We start from the raw sequence: 22,853 nt of genomic DNA, 5'->3' as shown, positions 1-22,853 counted from the left end.
AAGCAGGAGAGAGCAACCGTTTAGGCGGCCGCCCTCTCCATTTTTTCACTTCACAAAAGGAAACAACAGTTTCTGGTTGTCCGACCAGAACATGTTGTCCTGATCGATCACCTTCGTTCCGGTATCGAAGCGGGCGGGCACTTTCTTGCCCTCCAAGGCTTCCACCGCATATTTGACGCCCAGATAGCCCATGCTGAACGGATTCTGGATAATCGTCGCCTGAATGACGCCATCCTGCAGCGATTCGATGTTTTCGGCCGTGCTGTCGAACGTGACGGCTTTTACTTTTCCTTCCAGCCCCATCTCCCCAATCGCCCGGACAACCTCGATGGACGAAACGGCATGCAGCGCGACGATTCCGTCTAAGGGCTCCTGAAGAAGCTGACGGATTTGCCACGCGCACGGAGCGGGGTCCGAGGCGCACTCGACCTGCTCTACCACCTTCATCTGGCTGTGCTTGGCGAGTTCGTCCAGCACACCTCGCTCCCGCTGCTCGGTCGTTCTCACGCTTGGCTTGAAGCCGATCACTGCGATGCGGCCCCGGTTTCCGACGAGCGACGCCATTTTGAGCCCGGCCTTGCGCCCGGCCTCGAAGTTGTCGATGCCGATAAAGCTGCGCACCCGCGGCGAGTCGATCTCCGTGTCGATGGCGATGACGGGCATGCCTCGCTCCGCGGCCTGCCCGGCCGCTTCCGCCAGCGCCTGATCGTCGTTGGCCGCCAGCACCAGCGCATCCCGCTTATAATTGACCGCTTCGTTCACGAGCTGAATTTGGCCCTGTACGTCCTCTTCCTGCTTGGGCGCCCCGACCGACAGCTCGACGCCGAACTCTTTTGCCGCAGCTTCTGCCCCCGTACGCACCGTTTTCCAATAATCGCTGTTATGCGTCTTCAGCACGAGAGCAATTTGCTTCTTCGGCTCCGCGATGTGCGGCTCGGTGTTCTCGCTTCCGCAAGACGGGAGCAGCAGGAGGCAGAGCACGGCTGCAAGCAGCACCGGAACCGTTCGAAACGCTGCGCTTCCCCTTATCATCGCTCCTCCGCCCCTTCCGTTCGTACGGCCGGAATCCACAGCGTCACCGTCGTGCCTTCCTCCAGTTGGCTCTCGATCTCCAGCCCATAGGCCTCGCCGTAGCCAAGCCGGATCCGCTCATGCACGTTGCGGAGGCCGACGGAAGAGCCTTCGCCGCTTGCCGCCTCGCCCGTCAGCAGTCGTTCCAGCTTGTCCGCCGGAATGCCGAGCCCGTTGTCGATGACCTGCAGCCGCACCTTTTCCCCGACGAGCTCCGCGGTGATCCGGATGAAGCCTTCGTCCGCCATCATTTCGATGCCATGGTAGATCGCATTCTCCACGATCGGCTGCAAAATCAGCTTCAGCGTCCGGCAGCCCAAGACCTCCGGCTCCGCGTCGATCGCGAACTCGAATTTGTTCTTGTACCGCATTTTCTGGATAATCAAATAATTGCGGACATGCTCCAACTCGTCCTGTACGGAGATGACGGTCTGGCCTTTGCTGAGGCTGATGCGGAAAAACTTCGACAGCGCCGTAATCATCGTAATGACCTCTTCGCTCTTGCCTCCGCCGGCAAGCCGCACGACGGAATTCAGCGTATTATAAAGAAAATGAGGGTGAATCTGCGCCTGCAGCACCTCAAGCTCGCCTCTACGCTTCGCTTCCTGCTCGCGGATGATTTGGCCCATCAGCTCGCGGATACGGGCCACCATATAGTTGAACCGGCGCGACAGCCGCCCCACCTCGTCGTCGCCCTGCACCTGGATGTGAATGTCGAACACGCCCTGCTCCACCTTGCTCATCGAACGCTCCAGACGGCGGATCGGCTGCGAAATTTTGGCCGACATGAACGCCGAGATCAGCAGCACGAAGACGACGACAAACAGCAGCAGCCAGGCGATGAAGCCGCCGATTTCCTTTTTAGCGGTCACGATTTCGTCCATATAAGAAACGCCGATGATTTTCCAGCCGATGTTGTTGACCGTTGCGATGGTAATCAGCCGCTTGTCGCCGCTGGACGAATCAAGATAGTTGCCGTACGTATATTTGAGCGCCTGCTCCACATTCTCGTATTTCAGGCCGATATAAATGAGCTGCTGCTGAGGGTGGTACACGATGTTGCCTGCGGACTCGTCGATGATGTACACGTAGCCTTTCTTCCCCAGGCTGACCCGGCGGCACAGGTCGTCGATCGTCTTGAAGTTGAAGTCGACGAGCAGCACGGCGTTCTGCTTCTGGCCGCCGCGTTCGATCGTAATCTGCTTGCTCATGGACACGACCCACGTGTATTTACCCTTGTACAGGTTCTGGATGTGCGGCAGCGAGAAGGTCAGATGGTTCGGGTTCTCCAGCGCCGTCTTGAACCAGCTCTGCTCGGTCAGCTTCGTGTTTTTGCGCATGTCCATGACCGGAAGTCCCGCAATCGACTCGCCGTCCGCCGTAAACAGCGCCATCGATACGATATCCGTGCGGCTGTCCAGAATCATCCCGAGCTGATCGGTCAGCCGTTCGCCCGACACGATGGAATTCATCCACACCTTTTGCTCCACGGTCTGAAACACCTGCGACATATTTTGCAAGTAATTTTCGAGGTTGTACTTGACCTGCGCGACGATCTGTTCATTGCTGAGAAACGTGTTCTGCTCCGCCGTCTTCGTAAATTTGTTGTACAGCATCACGCTGACGAACGCTATAACAAGAAGCGTCAGCAGCGTAAACGACGCGGTGATGATCACCTGAATGCTCTTGACCTTCCACGTGTAGACAACGGATGCGGCCATCCGCCGAAGCCCCCGGGTCACCCACTTCATCCGCGCTGTCCCTCCACGGCGGCGCTGCGGTATTCCTTCGGCGAGACGCCTACATGCTTGCGGAAGCTGAAGCTGAAGTAGTTCGGCTCCGCGTACCCGACCCGCTCGGCGATCTCAAACGCTTTGAGGTCGGTCGTCCGCAGCAACTCCTTCGCCGCTTCCATCCGAATGTGCATCAGATAGTTGACGAATGTCATTTTCGACTCTTTCTTGAAAATGCTGCTGAAATAGCCCGCACTGATATGCAGATGGCTGCATACTTTCTGGATCGAAATGTCGGTCTCGTGGAAATGGCTCTTCGTATACTCGATCGCCTGCTCCACCAGCGATTTGTACGTATACTGTCGCTGGCTTGCGATGCTGTTCATGATGGCGGTGCACAGCCCGAGAATGCGGCTCTTCGCTTCCTGCAGGCTCGCGAATTTGTGCAGCTCCGCGAACGGCACGAAATCCGTCCCGAGCACCGCATCCAAATCGACGTTCGCATCTTTCGCCGCTTTGAGAATGGCGGTTAACATTTCCATCAAGTAAATCTGGTAATCCTTGAACGACACCTGCGTTTCGCCGATGCCGTGGAACAAGCCGTCTACCGTCTCCTGAATTTCCTGCGGGGTGCCGACCTTCAGACAGCGGATCAATGCATGCTCCTTCAATTCGTCGAAGCGCAGCTTCTCGACGAAACGTGTCTCCACGTCGTCAATACAAATGATCCGGTTACTGCCGAGAATGCCGCGGTAATCTAGTGCCAGGACCGCATCCTTGTACGAATAGGACACGTCCGTCAGGTCGCCGCATACGGTGCCAACGCCGATCGTGACGGTGAATTTCAAATATTTCTCAATGCTCTGCCGGAAGTCCTCCAGCACCGTAAGCGTTTTCTTAAGCGCGGAAGCTTCGCCCTCCTGTACCTGTCCGGCTACCGTCAAAAGCACCAAATAATCGTTATGCAAAAACACCCGCCCCAAGCGGTGCTTCTCAACGATTTCTTCGGCAATGTTCAGCACGGCGAAGCGTTTTAGCTCCATATCCTTCGAAGCTCTCAGCGAGGCTTCGGCTGCTCCCTCCGTATCCTCGCCGGTATCCATGCTGATGACGGATACGACGTAGGCGTCCGCTGCTAGCTCCAGATCGTAGCTCCGGCATTTCTCCTCGATTTCGCGCCGCGGCAGCTTCCGTGCGACCAGCGAGGCCAGAAAAACCTCACGCAGCACGGGCAGACTTCTGCGGTAGTGCTCCTGCAGCGTCTGGACGTTTTCCTTCTCCGCCGCTTCCTCGTCAATCCGGCGCTTGATCTTCGCCAGCACGTCGATCAGCTCCTGCGCCGAATACGGCTTGAGCACATATTCGTCGATATGCAGCTTGACCGCTTTTTGCGCATATTCGAACTCGTCGAAACCGGTCAGGATGACAATCTTCGTCGCTTCATACCGCTGCCTGATCCACGCCGCCAGCTGCAGCCCGTCCATAAACGGCATGCGGATGTCGGTGACGACCACGTCCGGCACCTGCCGTTCGAACAGCTCCGCCGCCTCCTGACCGTTTTCCGCGGTTTCGATCACTTCGAATCCGTGGCGGGCCCAGTCGATCTCCCGCAGGATGCCTTCGCGCACATCCTCTTCGTCTTCCACAAGCATGAGCTTATACATCGGTCACGGCCTCACTTTGCGCCGCTGCGGGAGCTTGCGCCTCCCGGCTTCGGCAGGTTTTCGAAATCTCGTGATAACAATGTATCAGAAGGGCGCCCCTTTTGAAAAGTGGAGGAATGAGGTCCCAGCTACTTCCGGCACACCGCCACGCCGATAAAATACCGGATGCCGTCCCGCGGCTTCTCGAAGGTCACGCCCCGCTGGTAGTAGATGTCCACCTCGCCAAATCCGGTGAACAGCTCCTCGAACTCGCTGGGTGTCAGCTGGTGGACGTGAAACGGTTCGCTGGTCGGCATGCCCCGCCCCCGGCCGAACGGGCTGGACAGGACCAAGATTCCTCCCGGCTTCAGCATGCGGTAGAGGTTGTCTATAAACGCCCTGTCGTCCTCCAAGTGCTCGATCGTTTCAAAGCTCAAGATCGTATCGAACAGGCCGAGCCGCTCCGGAAGCCCCGGGTCCGTCGCGTCCCCTTGCACATACGTCACCTTCTGATGATGGTACTCCCGGCTTGCGTACCGCAGCGTCTCCTCATCGTTGTCGACGGCGACGATTTCCGTCACTTCCCGCTTCCGCTCCTTGGCCGTCATATGGCTCCCGTACCCGGTTCCGCATGCAATGTCCAGTACTCGCCCCTGCACATAAGGAGCAGCAAAATAATATCTCGCGATATGCTCCAGCAGCATGCCGTTCGTCGGCTTCATCTGCTTCGGAATAATTCGCTCTCCCGTCCATTCGAGCATCCTCATCACCTCACTCGGAACAAAAAAGACCGCCCATCCAAGTTAACAACTTGAACGGCGGCTGTCAAATTCGTGCCTATTCCTCTTGCCCGGTCTTGACCGGACGTTGATCCGGCGCCGAATTTACCAGCACCGGCAGCATTCTCGTATCGCTAACCATAGGGGACTGGCACAACGGACACGTCGGGTTATGCTCGAACATAAAATTGTCCCGCATCCACCCGTTGCAGTCTTCTTTCGTACAGGACCAGATCTTGGTCTCTTCCTTGGGGACTTCCTCAAACATCTTTTTACGATAATTCACGGCCATTCCCCTTTCCGATCTCAATACTAAAAGAAAAACCGCCCCTAACTTGCGTTAGAAGCGGGCTTGCTGCTTAGTAAACTTTTACAACGTTCTCGGCTTGCGGTCCGCGGTTGCCTTGAACAACGTTGAATTCAACGCGTTGGCCTTCGTCCAGGGACTTGAAGCCTTCGCCTTGGATCGCGCTGAAGTGCACGAATACGTCGCTGCCGCCTTCAACTTCGATGAAGCCGTAGCCTTTCTCTGCGTTAAACCATTTTACTGTACCTGTTTGCATGGGTGTGACCTCCACAATTAATAAATTTAATATGCTCATTTTTAACCAAAATTAAAAAATTCACACATTGAAAAAAGTATCATGTAAAAAATGTCACCTTTTTCAATATGTGAATTCCGGTTTCATTTATAAACATTTATTTCATTTTACCACATTCCGTACGTAAAGGCAAATATCGCCGCCGGCAAAAATAAACTGCAATTATTAAGAATTATTTAGAAAAGAGAACTAACTTTTGGATAAGCGCCTGCCGATAGATACAAATGAGCATTTCAAAATTTACTGTTGTTAATGGAGGAATTACTGTGGATTATACTACACCGCAACATCAAGACAAGAGTCCGAAAAGCTTTGTAGCCGCGCTGCTTCTGGCTTTCTTCTTGGGATCGCTTGGCGTTCACCGCTTCTACGTAGGCAAGGTCGGAACCGGCATCCTGATGCTGATTACCTTGGGCGGCTTCGGTGTCTGGACATTGATTGATTTTATCATGATCGCCGTTGGGAGTTTTACTGATTCCGATGGCAGACCTGTCAAGAATTAATTCTCATCGCCTCATATTGACCCAGAAAACTGCTGCTGATGCGCGGCAGTTTTTTTCATTCGCGCTTGTCCGGGAAGTGGAGGGTGGAGGCAATTAGAAACGACACCGCCAGCAAGCAGAAGGGAACGACGCTGATCAAATAGCGGAACGTGCCCTGCGGATCGGGTCCCGGTTGCTCCCCGCTCACATACCCGAGCAGCAACCCGACCACCCAAAACGCTAACGCCGAGATCAAGCCGCTCGAACGTGTAATAAAGCCGCCGACCGCGGTGTAGACGCCCTCTCTTCGACGCCCGGTCTGCTCGAAGTCCCGGTCGATGATCTGGCTGCTGAGCACGGGCGGCGTTACCAGAAAGCCCGCCAAGCCGAACCCGACCGCAATGCCTGCCACGATGCCGCCCGCCAAATGGCTGCCGAACCACAGCGGAATGACGGACAATCCGTACACAGCCAAAGAAAGCCGCCAGCTTCGGACCGCACCCAGTTTGCGAACGATCCAATACCACACGGCAACCAGCGGAATAACCGACACGAATACGGAGGCAAGCAGTAGGGAGACTTGCGATTCCGGGATGCGCAGAACGTATTTGGCATAAAACGGAATCATCGATCCGATCAGCCCGTTCACCGTCTGCGCGAACGAATTGGCCAGATTGAACAGCCAGAACGCGCGGTTTTTGAGCGTTTCGCGGAACGCTTCCCGCAGCCGGAGCGGCGGTTCTTGGCGGGCTTCCTCGCTTTCCCTTACGGTCGCGGCGCACAGCAGCATGAATACGGCAAAAGCAGCGGCATACACAAGCGCCATCCGTCCGAAGCCCATCGCGGCAAATAATACCGGCGTCAGCGCCGAGCCAATAAGGATGGCGGCGATCTGAAAGCCCTGCTGAATGGCGGATGCTTTGGCCCGCAGCCGCTCGCCCCGGAACAACTCCGGGAACAAAGCGCCGTAATTCACCCACAGAATGGCGGATACGCTCTCGAACAGCACGAGCGCGACCAGAAACCAGGCGAACAAGCTGTAGCCGGACAAGCCGTCCGGGACGGCAAACACCATAACGAACGTCAGCATGAACAGCGGGACGGCCCCTACGATCCACGGCTTGCGCCGTCCGAAGCGGCTACGCGTCCGGTCGGATAAATAGCCAAACAAGGGCTGGTTAAGCGCATCCCAGATCAAGTAAATCGTTCTTGCGAGCGTGGCAAGCCCTACGCTAAGCCCCAGCTTCTCCACGTAGTAGTAGCTGTAGAACGAACTGAACGCTTGAGTCGGGATCATCATGGCGAGCATGCCCAAGGCGAAGGCGGTCGGGGAATTCACATATTTTTTCACGCAGGAACAGTTCCCCCTTCGGCATAGATTTCAATGTAAACGCTACCAAAAATGTTTCTGCTGGTTTGTTTCCTATACCGTTATGCGTGCCTGTCGTTTCATTATTCCGATTTATCAGATTTGTAATATAAATGAAATATAATTTTCATCATCCCTTAATGTTCGCAGACTATAATAATCCTTGACCCCCTTTTTAATATATAAAACCTTTAGACCCACAGCCCGTTGCTGTGGGTCTCTTTCTGTCCATTAGTCCAACGGCAATACCACTTTTACAAATATTACAATACTAAAGAATGATACCCATGGAAGCGAAATTTCCAAATCCCGGTGTGCATAACCTATTTTGTGAATATGTGAATAATAACAACCCCCTAGGGCAAGACTTCCCGTCGATAGGCTGTTTATTATGTGCATAACTCCGTGGATAACTAGGCTCCGACACCCGAAATCCACCCAGATACAGGGCTTGTAATTGGTAATTAGCTTAACTTCCAACGCGCAAAAAGACTTCCTGACCTCAGGACGCCATGCGATAACCCAAGGTAGTGAAGTCTTTTTCCGAAATCGTATTATTGCTTCTTATCGTGCATCGACCGCAGCGCCGTACGGAAGTCATCATCCTTCATGGGAGCTTCGCCGGCTTTCTCGGACGGCATCCCGGGCGTTGCCGGTTGGGCAAACCCGCGGAGCGCCTGACGATATTCCGGATCGGCCAGCTTGGTCGAAGTCTGCTCGGCTTCCGCATCGGCTTCAGGAGTACGTGCCCGGCCCGATTGAGCTATGGGCTTCTGCGCCGCCGCCCGAACCCCGGCTTCCTGTTCCGCCGCCGGAGGCACTTGGGCCGTTACGGCCCCGGCTCTCTCCTGATTCGCGGCGGGCCCCTGCGGTTCGCGCTTCTGCTCGGCCGGCCGGGGCTTCGCCGCCGCGGCTTCTTGCGCATCCGGACCCGCGGGCTCTTCCGCTGGAAGCCCCTGCTCCTTCTCCGGATGGCCGGGAAACTGCCGCTCGCTCCGGGGGACCGGCGAGGACATCATCGATCGCATATTATACATGATGAGAGCAATAACCAGAATGACGGCTATTGCGATGCAAATGACAGGAACGGTCATCTCGCTACCTCCTTCCGTCCGCCTGAGTCATCCGCTTAAGAACGCGCAAATCTCCGCGTCACTTCGGCGATCCGCTTTCCGAAGGCCCGACCCAACTGTTCGCCATGCCCGCCAAGCAGCTCTTCGCTATCGATCGGGCACGTCACGCCTACGCCGTAATACGAGCCGTACGTAGCGTTTTCCGGAAGATTTCCAGGCAGACCGACAACGATCATGCCTTGATGCAGCATCGGCGTCATCAGGCTGACCATCGTGGATTCGAGGCCTCCGTGCTCCGTCGCCGTCGTACAGAACACGCCGCCGATTTTATCGATCAGCTTGCCTTGCGCCCACAAATAGCCGAGCTTGTCAATCCATGCTTTAAGCCCGGCGCTGATCGTTCCGAAATGCCCGGGACAGCCCCAAATAATCGCATCCGCCTCAGGAAGAGCTCTGATGTCCGCTTCCTGCACGCTTCGCACCTCTACCTCGGCGCCCTCGACGAGGGCGGCTCCCGCCGCAATGGCATGCGCCAATGCCTCGGTATGTCCGCCTTCGCTATCGTATACGATATATAGTTTCATCTTAATCCCCTTTCTGGTTCAAAAGCGCCCTTCCAATCTTATTGCGCCGTTTGCCCCGGCGACGGGAGCAGAATAACCTCCGTCGGACGCGCGCTTGTCTCCTCGGGTGCAAGCAGACCATGCTTTGGCTTATCTTTTCTCACATCGCGCAAGAATACACTCAAGCCCAGCCCGACCACCGAAATGATCGTCGTCCAGAAAAAGGCGTCGTTAATCCCCATCACCGTCGATTGCAGCTTCGCTTGTCCGGCCAGCGCCGCTGCCGCTTGCGTTTTCGCTTCGGTCAGCGGTAGGTGCGCCGCCGTGGCGATCCGGTTGACAAGCGCATTGAACGAATCCATGAAGGTCGGGTCCGTCGTATCCATCCGGTCCGTGAAGGCGGCATAATGAGCGGTCGAACGATTGGTAAAAATCGTCGTAATCAAGCTTGTCCCGATCGAACCGCTGATTTGGCGCAGCGTATTGGACATCGCCGTCCCGTGCTTGCTCAGCTCCCGCGGAAGCTGATTCATCCCGGCCGTCATGATCGGCATCATCAGCAAGGACATCCCGAAATAACGCGCCATATAAATGGCAACAATATAACCGTAAGACGTATCCAAAGTCAGCGTCGTGAATTCGTACGTCGTCACCGTCGTAATGATCATTCCGATGACCGCCAGCGGGCGCGGACCAATCTTGTCGAACAGCGTTCCGGAGATCGGCGACATGATCATCATCACGATTGCTCCCGGCAGCATCATCAGCCCGGAATCGAGCGGCGTAAAGCCCCGCAGGTTCTGCAAATAAAGCGGCAGAAGAATCATGCCCGCGAACATGCTGGCCGTGACGAACACGTTGATCACGGTCGACAGCGAAAAGACCCCGTAGCGGAACACCCGCATATCCAGCATCGGGTTTTCCGAACGCATTTGCTGAATGACAAACGCGATAAGCAGAACGAATCCGGCAACGATGCAAGACAAGACAACGGCATCCGTCCATCCTCTGGACCCGGCTTCGCTTAGCCCGTACAAAAGAAGCCCTACCCCGGAGATCGAGGTGACCGTGCCGAAGGTGTCCAGCTTGATTTTTTTAGGCTCTTCGATATTTTTCAGCTTGAAAAAAGCAATGACAAGCACCAACACGCCGAACGGGAGCATTCCCGTAAACAGCCAATGCCAGTCGTAATTTTGTACAATCCATCCCGACAAAGTCGGTCCGACCGCCGGCGCGAACATCATCGCGAGCCCGAACAGCCCCATCCCTTTCCCCCGCATTTCCGGCGGAAATATAAATAAGATGACGCTCATCACCAGCGGAGTCAGAACGCCGCCGCCGATCGCTTGAATCAAACGTCCGGTCAGCATGACCGGGAAGCTTGGAGCAAGGCTGCAGATTAGCGCCCCTGCCGTAAAGGAAAGCATCGCGATCAAAAACAACCGGCGAACCCCAAGCCGTTCAATCAAGTACGCGGACAAGGGGATCAGAACCCCGTTCACCAGCATATAGCCGGTGAGCAGCCATTGCACCGTGCTCGTGCTGACGCCGAAGTCGGCCGTCAAGTGAGGGAGTGCGACGTTCAGCAGCGTCTGGTTCAGAATCGCCAGAAACAAGCCAAGCATCAGCACCGTCAATAAGCTCCCATAGCCTGACAAGCCGCCCGGGTTATCCTTCGTTTCTTGCGGAGAAGCCATCATCGCAGCTCCTTTCTTTATAAGATATTAGAAATAAATCCTTATTTTTTCGTCAATTTAACCGTGGCGTTCATTCCGGGCAGAACAGAATCCGAATAGTTGGTCATCGAAATTTTGACCTGCACCTTCTGCGTCACTTTCGTATAATTCCCACTCGTATTGGCGGAAGGCAGCAAAGAAAATACGGAGTTCGTCACATGTCCGATCTCCTCGACCTTTCCTTTCAGCGTCGTGCCGGCATCGCCGTCCACCGTAATGTCAACCGTCGAGCCGACGGCAATATCTTTCACGTCAGTTTCGTCCAGGTTGGCCGTAACATACAGGTTCTTCATATCGACAAGCTGCGCCAACGGCTGGCCGGGCTGGACCATTTGGCCTTCCTTAGCCTGATTTTTGACGATCGTGCCGTCAATCGGGGCAGCGACGTTCACCGTTTTCGAGCCTTCGGCCACTTGACCGACGTTGCCGTTTTTGGCGACGATCTCGCCTTCCTTCCCGCTCCAGGACGACAGCGTACCGGTCGCCGGGGCGGATACCGAGATGACATCACCCGCTACCCGGGCATCCTCGGTCTTGATATATTTGGACGACTGATCGTAATAATAAAATCCGCCGAAGGCTAACAATACAATAAGAACAACACCAATAATATTGGCTGCAAACATGCGACCTTTCATTCGATTTCTCTCCTCCAATATATTTTAATATGTTAATTACTTTGTTATAAAGTAATTTTTCAATAAAACCACTTTAGCATGAAAAAAAACGGAACACAATTAGTAATAAAATCCGGTATACTTGATCTATCACCGATTTTAAACCAAGTAAGGAGAAGCCTCATGCCCACAAACCAGCCTCCGGACACGTCTGCCCATGAATTCGACTCGATGAACAGACTGACGGAAACGTTCCTGAAATACAAAATGAAGCTCATCGCACAAAAGCTTAAAGAGCCGCATATGCGGATGAACAATACGAAATACTACATTCTTAAGACCATCTACCACAACCAAAACTGCATGGTCGCCGATATCGCCAAACGATTGCAGCTTTCCTCCGGCGCAACGACGATCGCACTGAATCAATTGGAGGAAGACGGCTTCCTCGTCCGTCAGCGCAGCGACTCGGACCGGCGCACCGTACGGATTTCGCTCACGGAACAAGGCGCTGCCTTCGTGAAGAGCGCCATGGAAATTCGGCGGCAGCTGCTTACCGATATGCTCGAACCGCTGAGCGACGAGGAGAAGACGCAGTTTTTCACCATGATCGACAAAATTACCGAACAGCTCGCCTTGAAGCTGGAACGGGAGTAATGTTTTCTTTTCGCACCCCTGCGTTGCCGGCTACGGGATTCTGCGAAGCTTTGCCATATTCGAGATTGACAACGACCAAAGTTTGTTATACGGTAAACCGAAACGGAATACTAAAACCTATTTGGGATAATGTGGACTTTTCTGGAGATAAATCTCTATTTTCGCCACACAAAGGGCCTTACTGGTCATTTGTGTGGTTTTTTGCATTCAAAACAGGAGGATTATTATGAAGTTATGGCACTATGCATTGATTGTTTTTTTAGGAGGCTGCTGTTACGGGATATTGTCAACATTTGTTAAATTGGCTTATACAGCAGGTTTCACCGTGTCAGCAGTAGCCGGAGGGCAGTATTTTTTCGGAGCTGTACTTATTTGGCTTGTTGTTCTATTTACCAAAAAGAAAAAACTAACTCGCATCCAAACTGCAAAACTTATTCTATCTGGAGTTCCATTTGGGCTAACAGGTATATTCTATTATCAAGCCTTACAAACCCTAAACGCTTCGCTGGCCATTGTTTTTCTGTTTCAATTTGTTTGGATCGGAGCCCTGCTGGAGTGGTTGTTCCATAAGAAAAGGCCGACAAAGCGTAAGCTTACTTCCATTGTGCTGCTTCTCATTGGGTCCATTTTGGCTGCCAACGTACTGTTTCAGGAACACATGGCGTTGTCATGGTTGGGAAGCTTTTGGGGAATGCTTGCTGCATTAACGTTTTCCACATTCGTGTTTTTGAGTAGCTCTGTTGAAAAAACAGCCCCTCCCATTTTAAAGAGTGCTCTTCTTTCCACGGGGGGCGTATTAACTGTATTTATCGTATTCCCGCCATCGTTTTTATTTGATTTGGAAGTATTCATGGGGTTGATTCCTTATGGATTAGCCCTTGGTATATTCGGGGTCGTCCTTCCTCCCCTTTTGTTTTCCATTGGAATGCCGCATGTTGGTTCAGGACTCGGAACCATTCTGACAGCATCCGAACTGCCGGTTGTCCTTACAATGTCCTCTTTAGTGCTGGCTGAACCAATAAGCTTGCCTCAGTGGATTGGCGTGATCATTATTTTAGGCGGGATTGTTAGTAGTAACCTTCGATCTGAAAATTCGAACAAGAAATCGACGTTATGACTATCTTAGTTTTGAAGACACGCTCTAGAGCCGCGAATCTACTTTTCCTTCCAGATTGCGCGCCGTTTCGCTTTTTTCCACCTGCTGCTCGTCGCGAAACGTGCCCAGCATGACATCGAACAGCGGGTTGGTTACGCCGTACCAGTAATGTTCGCTTTTGTAATGATGCCAGAGATGCACCTTCTTCATCCAGCGCCCCCAGGGCGTGATCGGCTTAATAGGCCGGTGGGCGACAAAATGCGTCCATTCGTAGTAAAGCAGGAAGCTGATTACTCCCGTAACAAAAGCGACGGTCAGCACCGTATCCTGCGTCACCCCATAAGCAATCAGCGCCGGTCCTGCCATGACCGGGAGGCTGTACCATACGGGAAGAAACAGCAGGTGCAATTCGTTCGGGTAAATATGATGGTCATAATGCAGACGGCGGAGCATAGCAAGCAGCAGGGGATGCTTCGGCGGCTTCATATGAAACAAAAAGCGATGGATCATATATTCGCTCAACGCATAACCGGCCATGCCAATGACGAGAGCCAGCCATATCGTCCCCTCATTCGCATGCGGCAAAATGACCGTCCACCCCGCCACCAGCAATACGCACATCACGCAAATATCAACATGGGTAAAAAACTCTTTGATATAGGGTCTCATCGCGCGTCCCCCTTGCCGATGTCCGGCTCGCTTATTTGGATTTTCGCAACAACTCAAGGTTCGCCCGAATGAAACCAAACAGGCTTCTCCGGGAACCGTACCAGCTTTTAATCAGTCGGCCGAAGACCGGATACTTGCCCGCATACGGAAACCAGTTCACTTCCGCCGGTTTCGTTCCGCGGTCCAGCACGACCGCCTTTTGATGACAAAACAACGTAAGGCCCTCTTCCCCATGGTAGCGGCCTATTCCGCTGTGCTTTATCCCGCCAAAAGGCAAGTACGGATTCGCGATCGTGACCATTACATCATTAATACAGACGCCGCCGCACTCCAGCAGGTCGGCGATGCGGCGGGCCTTGGTCAAGTCCCGGCTCCAGACGCTGGCGTTCAGACCGAAAGAGGAATCGTTCGCCAGTTCGACCGCTACCATCTCATGGTCAAAAGGCATGACGTTCATGACGGGGCCGAACGTTTCTTCACGCATCACCTTCATCCGCGGGTTCACCTGCGTCAGTACGATAGGCTGAACCTGCAAGCCCTGCGATAGCCGCCATTGTTCGGGATGAAGTCCACACTCCATCTCGGCCCCTTCCTCCAGTGCATGGCGAACATGATCGCTAACGATATCCACCTGCTTCGAAAATGTCATCGAGCCCAAGTCCGTATCTTCGGTTCCGTTTTGGCGCAGCCGGCTCACTTCCTGCTTTAGTCGCTCGGTAAAGTCGGCATAAACGGATCGCTCGACATAGATTCGCTCCACCGAAATACACGCCTGCCCGCTGTTGGCCAGCGAGCCCCATACCGCTCCTCTCACGGCCCGCTCCAGATTCGCATCGGCGAAGACAATCATCGGGTCCTTGCCGCCGAGCTCAAGCGTGGTCGGGATGAGCCGCTTCGCGGCTTCTTGCTGAATCCTGGCGCCAGTTTGCACGGAGCCTGTGAAGAAAATATAATCCGGCTCCGCCTCAATGAGCCTGGCTCCCAGCGCGCCATCTCCATGAGCGATTTGCACAAGCCCTTCGGGAAATCCCGCCGCCGCGAAAATACGCTCCATCAATTTGCCTACAAGCGGCGTTACCTCGGAAGGCTTGACAATGACGCTGTTGCCGGCTGTTAATGCGTTTAACGCAGGTATCATCGCAAGCTGAAACGGAAAATTCCACGGCGCAATGACAAGAACGACACCACGGGGGTGGTAGGAAATCGTGGATTGCTTCCCGAACAAGGTGAGCGGTGTCTTCGCTTTTCGCGTTTTTAGCGTTTTGACTGCGCAATCTTCCATATGCTTGATCGCATCCGCCACGATAAACAACTCGTGTGTTGCCGCTTCCACGAGCGGCTTCCCGGTTGCCTGAACAATCAGCTCCGCGCATTCCTCAAAATGCTCCGTGATGTAGTAGCGAATCCGCCGCAAATACGTCAATCGTTCCGCTACCGGCGTCTGCTTCCATGGGGGCGAAGCTATTTTCGCCTTTTGCATCATTGGGTCCACCGCTTCCAGCGGCGTTGCCTGAATTTCCTCTCCTTCTTCTCCAGTCGCAGGATTTACCGCTCTCCACGCCACCACGATCGCTCCATTTCGCTACAAAATATTTTATTCGCCGAACATCATCCTGCCGCGGCGTAAATAATCGCCATCTGTCCGGCGACATACGTGAACCAGATCCATATTTCTTTATGTTTCATTCGGTACCCCCCGACATCCGTCACGCCGATCAGCAGATCGGACAGGACAAAGATCAGGGCGCCAACAGCCGTCAGCCACCAGACTCCCCCTAGCATCATCGCCAGATCAAGAGCAAAGCAGGCCATTCCGCCGACCCATAATCCGTATCCAAGCGCTCCATAATTAAGGATGGCTTGCTTGTGGGGATTGCGAATGAAAAATAGCCATCCGACAACAAGCAGCAAACCGTAGCCGGTCACGCCGATCCATAATCCGCGGCCTCCTGCGGCCCCTCCGCTTGCAGACATCATTTGAATAAAAGCGGTCATGTAGAAGCTCTGCGCGACCGCGAAGGTCAGCATGCCGCCAATTAGCCTTTGCGGCCAAGGAATGACACCGGCCATGGACAGATCGCCGAGGAATGACATCAGCATTCCCCAAAATACCCACTCGCCATAAGGCGAAGCCGGGTCGGATCGCCAAATCGCGAACGCTGCCGCAACCAGCGAGAGGCTGAGCAGCACTCGTACCCACAGCGGGAGGATAAGATCGTCCTCTCCGCTTGCCGCTCTCCGCCTGGCCATCCATAAGCCCCATGCAAAAAGAACAACCTGCACCAAAGCCATCCCCATCGTACCCCTCCAAATCTAAATCCATTCTATATCCTATATATGCCATTTTCCATCATTTCATGGACGGTTTTCGATCAAGAAGAATGGCCCGGCCGGCAAAAGATAAAAGCCGCAGACGCGCCTGCGAATAACGCAGAGCACGACGACGGCTTTTTTGGGGACCTGATGAAAAATAGTTTTGGTGTCGGAACGTCAGTCTGTTACGCCCATCTTTTGAGCGAAGGGATGAATTGATTCAGCATTTCGCGGGCTTCCTGCTCCGATATGCCTTGGCCTTCGATCACATGCGGAACGCATTCCTCGATCATCGATTGCACGGTAGCGTCCGGGGAGGTGAAGGCCCCTCCTTGATAGCAGTAGGTACAGTACTCTTCATTGCGGCTTCCATCGGCGTTCGTGCCGAAATCCTCGGCAGTGTTCAAGGGCATGCTGCAGCTTTGACAAAACTGTTTGTCCATTTTGACAACCTCCATTTGATTGGGAATAGCTACAGCATACACCCCTAACTCTGACAACAGTTTGTCATGTTATTTTTTCATTTCCCGTACATCTTGCAGATGCGCTCTGCGCGGTCCCGGATGAGCACGCGCAGCCGCTCGGGTTCGAGGATTTCAACTTGGTCCCCGAAGCTTAGCAGGAAGCCGTACACCCACTCGTCCTCGGGATACGTCTGCACAACCGTCAAGTAACCGTCCTCTCCCGTTTGCCCTTCCTCCATGCCGAAAAATTCTTCCGCCCGGGCTCTCGCCTCAGGCGCGAAGCGCAGTACCATCGTCACCGTCTGGGAGCCGCTATTCCACATCTGCTCCAAGTCCTTCTCTTCCAGGCTTGCATGCTCCCTGCGCTCGAACGGGTGATCCATCACAACCACTTGAGTCATGCGCGACAACCGGAACATGCGAAAATCGCCGCGAAGCGGGCAATACGCGTACAAATACCAAGCTGCACCCTTTAGCAAAAGCGTCATCGGCTCGACCTCCCGGTCGGTCGTCAACCTGTTGTTCGAAGTATAGGCGAAACGGAGGGTCATCTCCCTCTGGAGCGCTTCCCGAATCAGGGCGACCTTCCGCTTCATCGCACCGTCGGCCCCCCACGGGTTCATATCGATGACGAGCCGCTCCTGCCAGAAGCGGGCGGTTTCTTTTTCCTTGTCGGTGAGCAAGCTCGTATATTTCTCCAGCGTCGTTCCGAGACGCGTATCGTCGAGTGTCTTCGTCATTCCTTTTAAAGCTGAAATGACCGATGTGATCTCCTCGAACGTCAGCGCGTTCCGGTCCAGCCGATAGCCCTCCATGACGGCAAAACCGCCCCCAGCCCCTTGGTAGGCGACGATCGGGAACCCGGCTTGGCACAACGTTTCGATATCCCGGTAGACGGTCCGGACCGAAACCTCCATTTTGTCCGCGAGCTCCGCGGCCGATATTCTTCTCCTGTTGACAACCAGCATCAAAACAGCAAGTATCCGTTCCAAACGCAAGACCGCTCCAGCCTTTCTTTATTCGGACTCTCCCTCATAGCAGCATTATTTCGACTTAAGCAGTACGTCCTCCTTTTTTCCGTCCCATTCGACATGTATGGGGATTTCCTCGCCCTTTCGAGCAAACGGATAAGAGGAGACGGAGCTGGCCACGATTTTATTATTTTTTATGTTATAGCCTTTTATCGAGGAGCTTCCTCGTCCAATGCTCGCTCTCGCCGGTGAACACAAGGTTGTTATGATCATCTCGGGCACATCCCTGCAAAAGCAACAATGCAAAGAGTAAAACGAAGGCTGTTCTCATCGTCAGACCTCCCTGTTATTTACAATAATACCATACTAAAAAAGCCAGCTGGGACTTTTACATACTGAATAAGAAAAGCCCATAGGCGAGATCCCGCGTCTATGGGCTGGATATGGGGTGTATAGTAACTATTATTCTTTTAAATGGCAGATTACTTGATATCCATATATCGGATTTTGAGACCAATAACTTCACCAGTCTTCAGATCAATATCTGCATAACCATTATAAAAATAGCTGCACATCCCCCATACAATACATATTTTATTTGATACATCCTGGTTATCAATCTGATATGGCTTTTTAAAAACAAACCTATAACTAACACTTGGATTGTCTGGTAAGTGTTTGTCCACCAAAAAAAGTTCCGATTGATGATAAGGCAATTCAGGATAAAATTTCCCCAAAGTTCTTTTTTCATTTTTTATATTCTGGCCTAGCATTGGCTTGGCCAGATTAACATTATATTGTCCCTCCCCTATGATTTCGAGTGATGCCGAGGGTAGATAATTAGTTAAAGCCTCTTGAAGATAGAAATTCATTCGTTGATCCAAGCTTTCTCTGACCACAAAGATCATACTAAGTCCTAATAAAACAATTCCTACATAGGAAATAAGACTGTTCTTATATCGTTTTATTAATAAAAATAAACTTAATAAACATAATAGAGTAACGACTATAGCCATAGAATAAAAAATGATTTTATTATCAATATTTCGACGTAAGTAAATAAAGACCGGTATCAAACAGACAATTGAAAAGTTCAGATATGTCAAAACCGTTCTCTTCTTCATCCTAAGCCCCCCATCAAAAAGATACAATGTTCGATTTTATCCTTTTAGCTGAATTCTGTTTCTTTAAAGAATCGTTTTTTAAACTATACTCCACATATTGGTCTGAGTATGAAGATGAAAACAGTATCTTGTCATTTTCCAAAAAAACGCGATTGGCAATAATGGGAATTTCAACTTCTTTTATAGTTTCATTCTGCAAGTCAAAAATAGTCATGACTCCTCCCCATACAGGGTCAGTATTATATGAAAAATGGAGCAAGTATAATTTATTGTTTTGCTTCTTTATTTCTAGAGGGGAAAATTCCACTTTTATTTCCTTTTCGACTGTCAGGTTAGCCTTCTTTAATTTAACCAGATTAGTATATTCTTTTTTATCGTAGGAAAGAACGCCTACATAAATATAATCCTTATGCTCTTGAATAGAATTAATTCTTCTACTATCTTTTATGGTGCTAGACTCAATATTGGACACGGAGAACCGAGAGTGCGAAAATAAAAGCATTCATAATCGAGGTGTCCGACATGACGAAAAAATACGACAAAGAATTCAAACTTCATACCGTTCGACTCGTTCAAAAAGAAGGGAAATCAGTGGCGCAGGTAGCCCGTGAGATGGGTCTGCATGAGAATACGATCTATCGCTGGATCGCCGAGTTTAAACAGGACGGCAGCGGGGCGTTTCCCGGTAGTGGGCAACTAAAACCGGAAGACAAGGCCATGCGTGATCTTGAGAAGCGGATTCGTGATCTGGAAGAGGAGAACGAAATCTTAAAAAAGGCGATGCACTACTTCGCAAAAGACCGGCGCTGATCTATAAATTCATCCACGATCATCGCTTCAAGCTCCGTGTCGCGAAGATGTGCGCCGTATTTGGAATCTCCCGAAGCGGTTATTATGATTGGACCCGGCGAAAAGAAAGCGGTCGAAGTCAACGTCATAAGTGGCTCAAAAAGCAGATTCGGCGCATCTTTTTTGACCATAGGCGTCTTTATGGAAGCAAGAAAATCTGGGAAACCCTGAAGAAACAAGGCGCTCAGGTAGCCGAGAAAACCGTTGCTCGAATCATGAAGGAGCTCGGCTTGAAATCCCGAACAATCAAGAAATATAAAGCAACAACGAATTCCAAGCATAACTTGCCGGTAGCCGCGAATGTGCTGAATCAACAGTTTCAAGCGAGTGCGCCTAATCAGGTCTGGATGACAGACATCACCTATATCTCGACGGATGAGGGATGGCTCTATTTAGCGAGCGTCATGGACTTATACAGTCGTAAAATCGTAGGGTTTCATATGGATGAACGAATGACGAAGTCACTTGTGATAAAGGCGCTAGATCAAGCCTATCGGCTTCAGAAGCCACGCGGTGAAGTTCTCCACCACTCTGATCGAGGCAGTCAGTATGCTTCTTTAGAGTACCAGGAGCGACTCAAAAAGTATAAGATGAAGGGCAGCATGAGCCGCAAAGGAAATTGCTACGATAACGCTTGTATCGAATCGTTCCACAGCGTGCTGAAGAAAGAGCTCGTATATTTAGAGAAGTTCAAGACCCGCAAAGAAGCCAGAGAGCGGATTTTTGAGTATATTGCGTGTTTCTACAATGGAAAACGAATCCATTCCTCCATCGGGTATTTTACACCCAATCAATACGAACGTATGTATCTGTCTGCTGCGTAATTCTCTCGATTCTATATGTCCAATTTATTGACAGTGGTCCATTTATAATAGTAGTATTTATTGAATAATCGCTAACATTTATCTTATGAACAAAACTATCTACATTTTTCACTAGGTTATCACTGGTTACAAATACCACGCTTTCATCGAAAATAGCATCTGTTGGATTTCCCTCTATTTCCACCGTTTTTATAACTTCAAATGTAGAATTGTTAACAAAGACTACTCTTCCCTTCTCTCCGTTTACTTCACAGATGACCGCATTCAATACACTGCCTTCAATAATTTTAACAGGACGATTTTCGACAGGGATCGTTTTAATGATCTTCTCATCTTTATAAATGTCCACTTTAGACCCAACTTTATAATCATATTCTCTTTCATAGGGAACCCACAAAAGTCCCTTTTTATCATAAAGAATAAATGAAGTGCGACCATCTAATTTATTTTTTTTTAATCCGGTCGTTAGAGAAGAAATATAGTAATATCCATCAGCTTCACGTGATACTCCATAGTAGTCTTTTTTAATCTCTACACTCTGCACCTCAGTATTACATCCTAACAAAAACAACTCTAGCATTAAAATTATTAACATCAATAAATGTTTTTTAATCATTTTAGTTTTCTCCTATTTTGTTAATATGTATTTCGAGGTACAAATGATAAAAGCGCAAAGGTATTACCATTCTTTTCCTCATCACATTTTTACTTTAGTTCCCTCTATCCCTCATAAACTTAAATGTTCAAATACTTTCCATGTTACTAGTGAGAAAAAAATAAAAAAGTAAAATATAAACATAGATCCCAATTTATATATTGTATTATATATTTTTCTAGTATAATATATATTCCGTTAGTTTCATCCTATCAGCCACCTTACTAACAAGTTCATTAATTGTACCAGCAACAGCTACAGCAGATTTTTTAGAATTTTCAGGCCAAAAAACATTGGAAGGAAACAATACGTTCAACGTTGGAGCTATTTACAGAGGTGATATCCTTCTGGGATCTAACCCCGGAGGAAATTATGGCGCTTATACCCATGCCATGATTGCTTACAATGACAGCTTCTACACGTGCACAAAACCAAGTGATTGGCGGTATAGAGAGCACGGCTGTGCCTCTTATGGTTTACTTATCGAATCGGGACAAGCCAATCCTTCTATTGGCATCGTTGATGTTTGGAAAATCAAAGAAAATTACGATGAAGCAACTCAACTGGGTATTAAAAACTGGGATCATAGTCAAATGAGTTCACTTGCCGGAAAAGCAGATTTTTACCGAGCGAATAATAATGGTCCTTATACAGTTGACTCATATTCATATCCGCTGACTAATCAAACCGCATGGTGGTGCTCTAAACTTATATGGAGAGTTGCTTATGACTTGGGGGTAGATTTGCGGACAGGGTTCGACCGCTATACCAATACGCTACTCTTTACCCCCCAAATGATTTACAATAGTGCTGATACGGTAGTTATCCAAACAACGACAAACAACGGTCAGGTTGGTTTTACAGGTGCTACTGATGCTACAACAATAAAAGAAACCAATGACGACATACGTCTAGGCAAAATTGAAATTATAAAGATTGGATTGTTGGAAGGCTTAAAGCAGGAATTTAAAGATAAGTTGAAGGAAAATGCCAAGCTCCAAAATGATGGCCAGAAAGCAAATCTCAAAGCACTGGAAGACGATATCAAAAATCGTGTTAAACAATATAAAGAACAAATTATTCGCGTTAACAACGATCCGGAAAGCAGAGCAAAAAACCTCAAAATCTGGGGAGAGAAATACAATCATGATCAACTCTTGAAAGACGTTGAAAGCTTCAATGTTAGCTTATAAATTTCCAAATGTCCTCAAGAGGTTATCGAGATATCAATACGCCAAACCATGCAACTATACAAAAAAAACTAATGTACCGCCTCCCCACGAATCACAATGATCATTAGACGTCATTCTGTACCGTTACGTTTCAATTATGTAATTAAAAAAAAGCGCCTGAGCGTAATAAGGTGAACTGTGACCCACAAGAAGGACACTTTGAAAAAAGTGACCATCTTGTGGGTCATTTGTGTTTTAATCAGAGTAAGGAATAGGGGCGAGAGGAAAATGGGGAACTTGAATCGAGTGCTTTTTACAGAAGAACAAATGAAGAATTTGGAGAAAAACCCTAATGTACAACATGTGTCGGAGACGACCATTACATACACGT

24 protein-coding genes are annotated in these 22,853 nt (G+C 50.6%); 5 read left to right on the top strand and 19 right to left on the bottom strand.

Annotated elements, in window-relative coordinates:
- Positions 1 to 45 precede the first annotated feature (45 nt).
- From QMG93_RS23840 to QMG93_RS23815, 6 genes are all read right to left on the bottom strand, one after another.
- Entirely contained in the window at positions 46 to 1,032 is a 987-nt protein-coding gene (locus QMG93_RS23840; RefSeq protein ID WP_281940912.1) for a substrate-binding domain-containing protein, read from the bottom strand.
- A complete protein-coding gene (locus tag QMG93_RS23835) occupies positions 1,029 to 2,822 on the bottom strand; it encodes a sensor histidine kinase (protein WP_281940910.1) in 1,794 nt (597 codons plus the stop codon). The genes QMG93_RS23840 and QMG93_RS23835 overlap by 4 nt, the downstream gene beginning before the upstream one ends.
- Positions 2,819 to 4,468: a response regulator gene (locus QMG93_RS23830; RefSeq protein ID WP_281940908.1), complete on the bottom strand. Its 1,650-nt coding sequence runs from the start codon at positions 4,466 to 4,468 to the stop codon at positions 2,819 to 2,821. Before QMG93_RS23830 ends, QMG93_RS23835 begins: the two co-directional genes overlap by 4 nt.
- Positions 4,469 to 4,596: 128 nt before the next feature.
- Positions 4,597 to 5,208, bottom strand: coding sequence for a class I SAM-dependent methyltransferase (locus QMG93_RS23825; RefSeq protein ID WP_281940906.1), 612 nt, complete (start codon positions 5,206 to 5,208; stop codon positions 4,597 to 4,599).
- Positions 5,209 to 5,284: 76 nt separating this feature from the next.
- The gene (locus tag QMG93_RS23820; RefSeq protein WP_281940904.1) at positions 5,285 to 5,512 is read right to left on the bottom strand and encodes a cold-shock protein; all 228 of its coding nucleotides are present in this window, start codon (positions 5,510 to 5,512) and stop codon (positions 5,285 to 5,287) included.
- A gap of 73 nt (positions 5,513 to 5,585) precedes the next feature.
- The gene (locus QMG93_RS23815; RefSeq protein ID WP_010495688.1) at positions 5,586 to 5,789 is read right to left on the bottom strand and encodes a cold-shock protein; all 204 of its coding nucleotides are present in this window, start codon (positions 5,787 to 5,789) and stop codon (positions 5,586 to 5,588) included.
- 305 nt (positions 5,790 to 6,094) lie between these two features.
- On the opposite strand from QMG93_RS23815, the gene QMG93_RS23810 reads away from it, so the two are divergent.
- The gene (locus QMG93_RS23810; protein ID WP_281940903.1) at positions 6,095 to 6,331 is read left to right on the top strand and encodes a TM2 domain-containing protein; all 237 of its coding nucleotides are present in this window, start codon (positions 6,095 to 6,097) and stop codon (positions 6,329 to 6,331) included.
- A 55-nt stretch (positions 6,332 to 6,386) separates the two neighbouring features.
- Here the strand turns inward: QMG93_RS23810 and QMG93_RS23805 are convergent, their stop codons facing one another.
- The 5 genes from QMG93_RS23805 to QMG93_RS23785 form a co-directional block, all read right to left on the bottom strand.
- Positions 6,387 to 7,619: an MFS transporter gene (locus tag QMG93_RS23805; protein WP_281941050.1), complete on the bottom strand. Its 1,233-nt coding sequence runs from the start codon at positions 7,617 to 7,619 to the stop codon at positions 6,387 to 6,389.
- A gap of 614 nt (positions 7,620 to 8,233) precedes the next feature.
- A complete protein-coding gene (locus QMG93_RS23800) occupies positions 8,234 to 8,773 on the bottom strand; it encodes a hypothetical protein (RefSeq protein ID WP_281940902.1) in 540 nt (179 codons plus the stop codon).
- A gap of 35 nt (positions 8,774 to 8,808) precedes the next feature.
- Positions 8,809 to 9,336, bottom strand: a complete 528-nt coding sequence (locus tag QMG93_RS23795; protein ID WP_281940901.1) for an NAD(P)H-dependent oxidoreductase — start codon at positions 9,334 to 9,336, stop codon at positions 8,809 to 8,811.
- Positions 9,337 to 9,374: 38 nt separating this feature from the next.
- On the bottom strand, positions 9,375 to 11,015 hold the full coding sequence (locus tag QMG93_RS23790) for a DHA2 family efflux MFS transporter permease subunit (protein ID WP_281940900.1): 1,641 nt from the start codon (positions 11,013 to 11,015) through the stop codon (positions 9,375 to 9,377).
- Positions 11,016 to 11,053: 38 nt separating this feature from the next.
- The gene (locus QMG93_RS23785; protein WP_281940899.1) at positions 11,054 to 11,689 is read right to left on the bottom strand and encodes an HlyD family efflux transporter periplasmic adaptor subunit; all 636 of its coding nucleotides are present in this window, start codon (positions 11,687 to 11,689) and stop codon (positions 11,054 to 11,056) included.
- Positions 11,690 to 11,851: 162 nt separating this feature from the next.
- Between QMG93_RS23785 and QMG93_RS23780 the strand changes: the two genes are divergently transcribed.
- Entirely contained in the window at positions 11,852 to 12,325 is a 474-nt protein-coding gene (locus QMG93_RS23780; RefSeq protein ID WP_281940898.1) for a MarR family winged helix-turn-helix transcriptional regulator, read from the top strand.
- Between the two features lie 226 nt (positions 12,326 to 12,551).
- On the top strand, positions 12,552 to 13,442 hold the full coding sequence (locus tag QMG93_RS23775) for an EamA family transporter (RefSeq protein WP_281940897.1): 891 nt from the start codon (positions 12,552 to 12,554) through the stop codon (positions 13,440 to 13,442).
- Positions 13,443 to 13,466: 24 nt separating this feature from the next.
- On the opposite strand, the gene QMG93_RS23770 is transcribed toward QMG93_RS23775, so the two are convergent.
- The 7 genes from QMG93_RS23770 to QMG93_RS23740 all read right to left on the bottom strand — a co-directional run bounded on the left by QMG93_RS23770 (position 13,467) and on the right by QMG93_RS23740 (position 19,434).
- On the bottom strand, positions 13,467 to 14,090 hold the full coding sequence (locus QMG93_RS23770) for a sterol desaturase family protein (protein ID WP_281940896.1): 624 nt from the start codon (positions 14,088 to 14,090) through the stop codon (positions 13,467 to 13,469).
- 31 nt (positions 14,091 to 14,121) lie between these two features.
- Positions 14,122 to 15,654 (bottom strand): aldehyde dehydrogenase family protein, encoded by a 1,533-nt coding sequence (locus tag QMG93_RS23765; protein WP_281940895.1) that lies wholly within the window; start codon positions 15,652 to 15,654, stop codon positions 14,122 to 14,124.
- 44 nt (positions 15,655 to 15,698) lie between these two features.
- Complete coding sequence (locus tag QMG93_RS23760) at positions 15,699 to 16,382, bottom strand: lysoplasmalogenase family protein (protein WP_413789327.1); 684 nt, start codon at positions 16,380 to 16,382, stop codon at positions 15,699 to 15,701.
- 206 nt (positions 16,383 to 16,588) lie between these two features.
- On the bottom strand, positions 16,589 to 16,846 hold the full coding sequence (locus QMG93_RS23755) for a zinc ribbon domain-containing protein (RefSeq protein WP_281940893.1): 258 nt from the start codon (positions 16,844 to 16,846) through the stop codon (positions 16,589 to 16,591).
- Positions 16,847 to 16,923: 77 nt separating this feature from the next.
- Positions 16,924 to 17,859 carry a helix-turn-helix transcriptional regulator gene (locus tag QMG93_RS23750; RefSeq protein WP_281940892.1) on the bottom strand — a complete coding sequence of 312 codons (936 nt, stop codon included), beginning with the start codon at positions 17,857 to 17,859 and terminating at the stop codon, positions 16,924 to 16,926.
- A 461-nt stretch (positions 17,860 to 18,320) separates the two neighbouring features.
- Complete coding sequence (locus QMG93_RS23745; protein WP_281940891.1) at positions 18,321 to 18,962, bottom strand: hypothetical protein; 642 nt, start codon at positions 18,960 to 18,962, stop codon at positions 18,321 to 18,323.
- A gap of 13 nt (positions 18,963 to 18,975) precedes the next feature.
- Positions 18,976 to 19,434, bottom strand: a complete 459-nt coding sequence (locus tag QMG93_RS23740; protein WP_281940890.1) for a hypothetical protein — start codon at positions 19,432 to 19,434, stop codon at positions 18,976 to 18,978.
- A gap of 50 nt (positions 19,435 to 19,484) precedes the next feature.
- Between QMG93_RS23740 and QMG93_RS23735 the strand changes: the two genes are divergently transcribed.
- Positions 19,485 to 20,635 (top strand): IS3 family transposase gene (locus tag QMG93_RS23735; RefSeq protein WP_281940889.1). Its coding sequence is split into 2 segments (ribosomal slippage): positions 19,485 to 19,740 and positions 19,740 to 20,635, totalling 1,152 coding nucleotides; the frame shifts between segments, so codons are not numbered across the junction.
- Here the strand turns inward: QMG93_RS23735 and QMG93_RS23730 are convergent.
- Entirely contained in the window at positions 20,592 to 21,251 is a 660-nt protein-coding gene (locus QMG93_RS23730) for a hypothetical protein (protein WP_281940888.1), read from the bottom strand. The two genes, QMG93_RS23735 and QMG93_RS23730, sit on opposite strands and share 44 nt — an antisense overlap.
- 332 nt (positions 21,252 to 21,583) lie before the next feature.
- Between QMG93_RS23730 and QMG93_RS23725 the strand changes: the two genes are divergently transcribed.
- The gene (locus tag QMG93_RS23725) at positions 21,584 to 22,483 is read left to right on the top strand and encodes a hypothetical protein (RefSeq protein ID WP_281940887.1); all 900 of its coding nucleotides are present in this window, start codon (positions 21,584 to 21,586) and stop codon (positions 22,481 to 22,483) included.
- Positions 22,484 to 22,853: the final 370 nt, after the last annotated feature.

Source organism: Paenibacillus tyrphae (genome assembly GCF_027925525.1).
Lineage (GTDB): Bacteria > Bacillota > Bacilli > Paenibacillales > NBRC-103111 > Paenibacillus_G > Paenibacillus_G tyrfis_B.
This window is presented reverse-complemented; position numbering and strand designations above follow the sequence as displayed.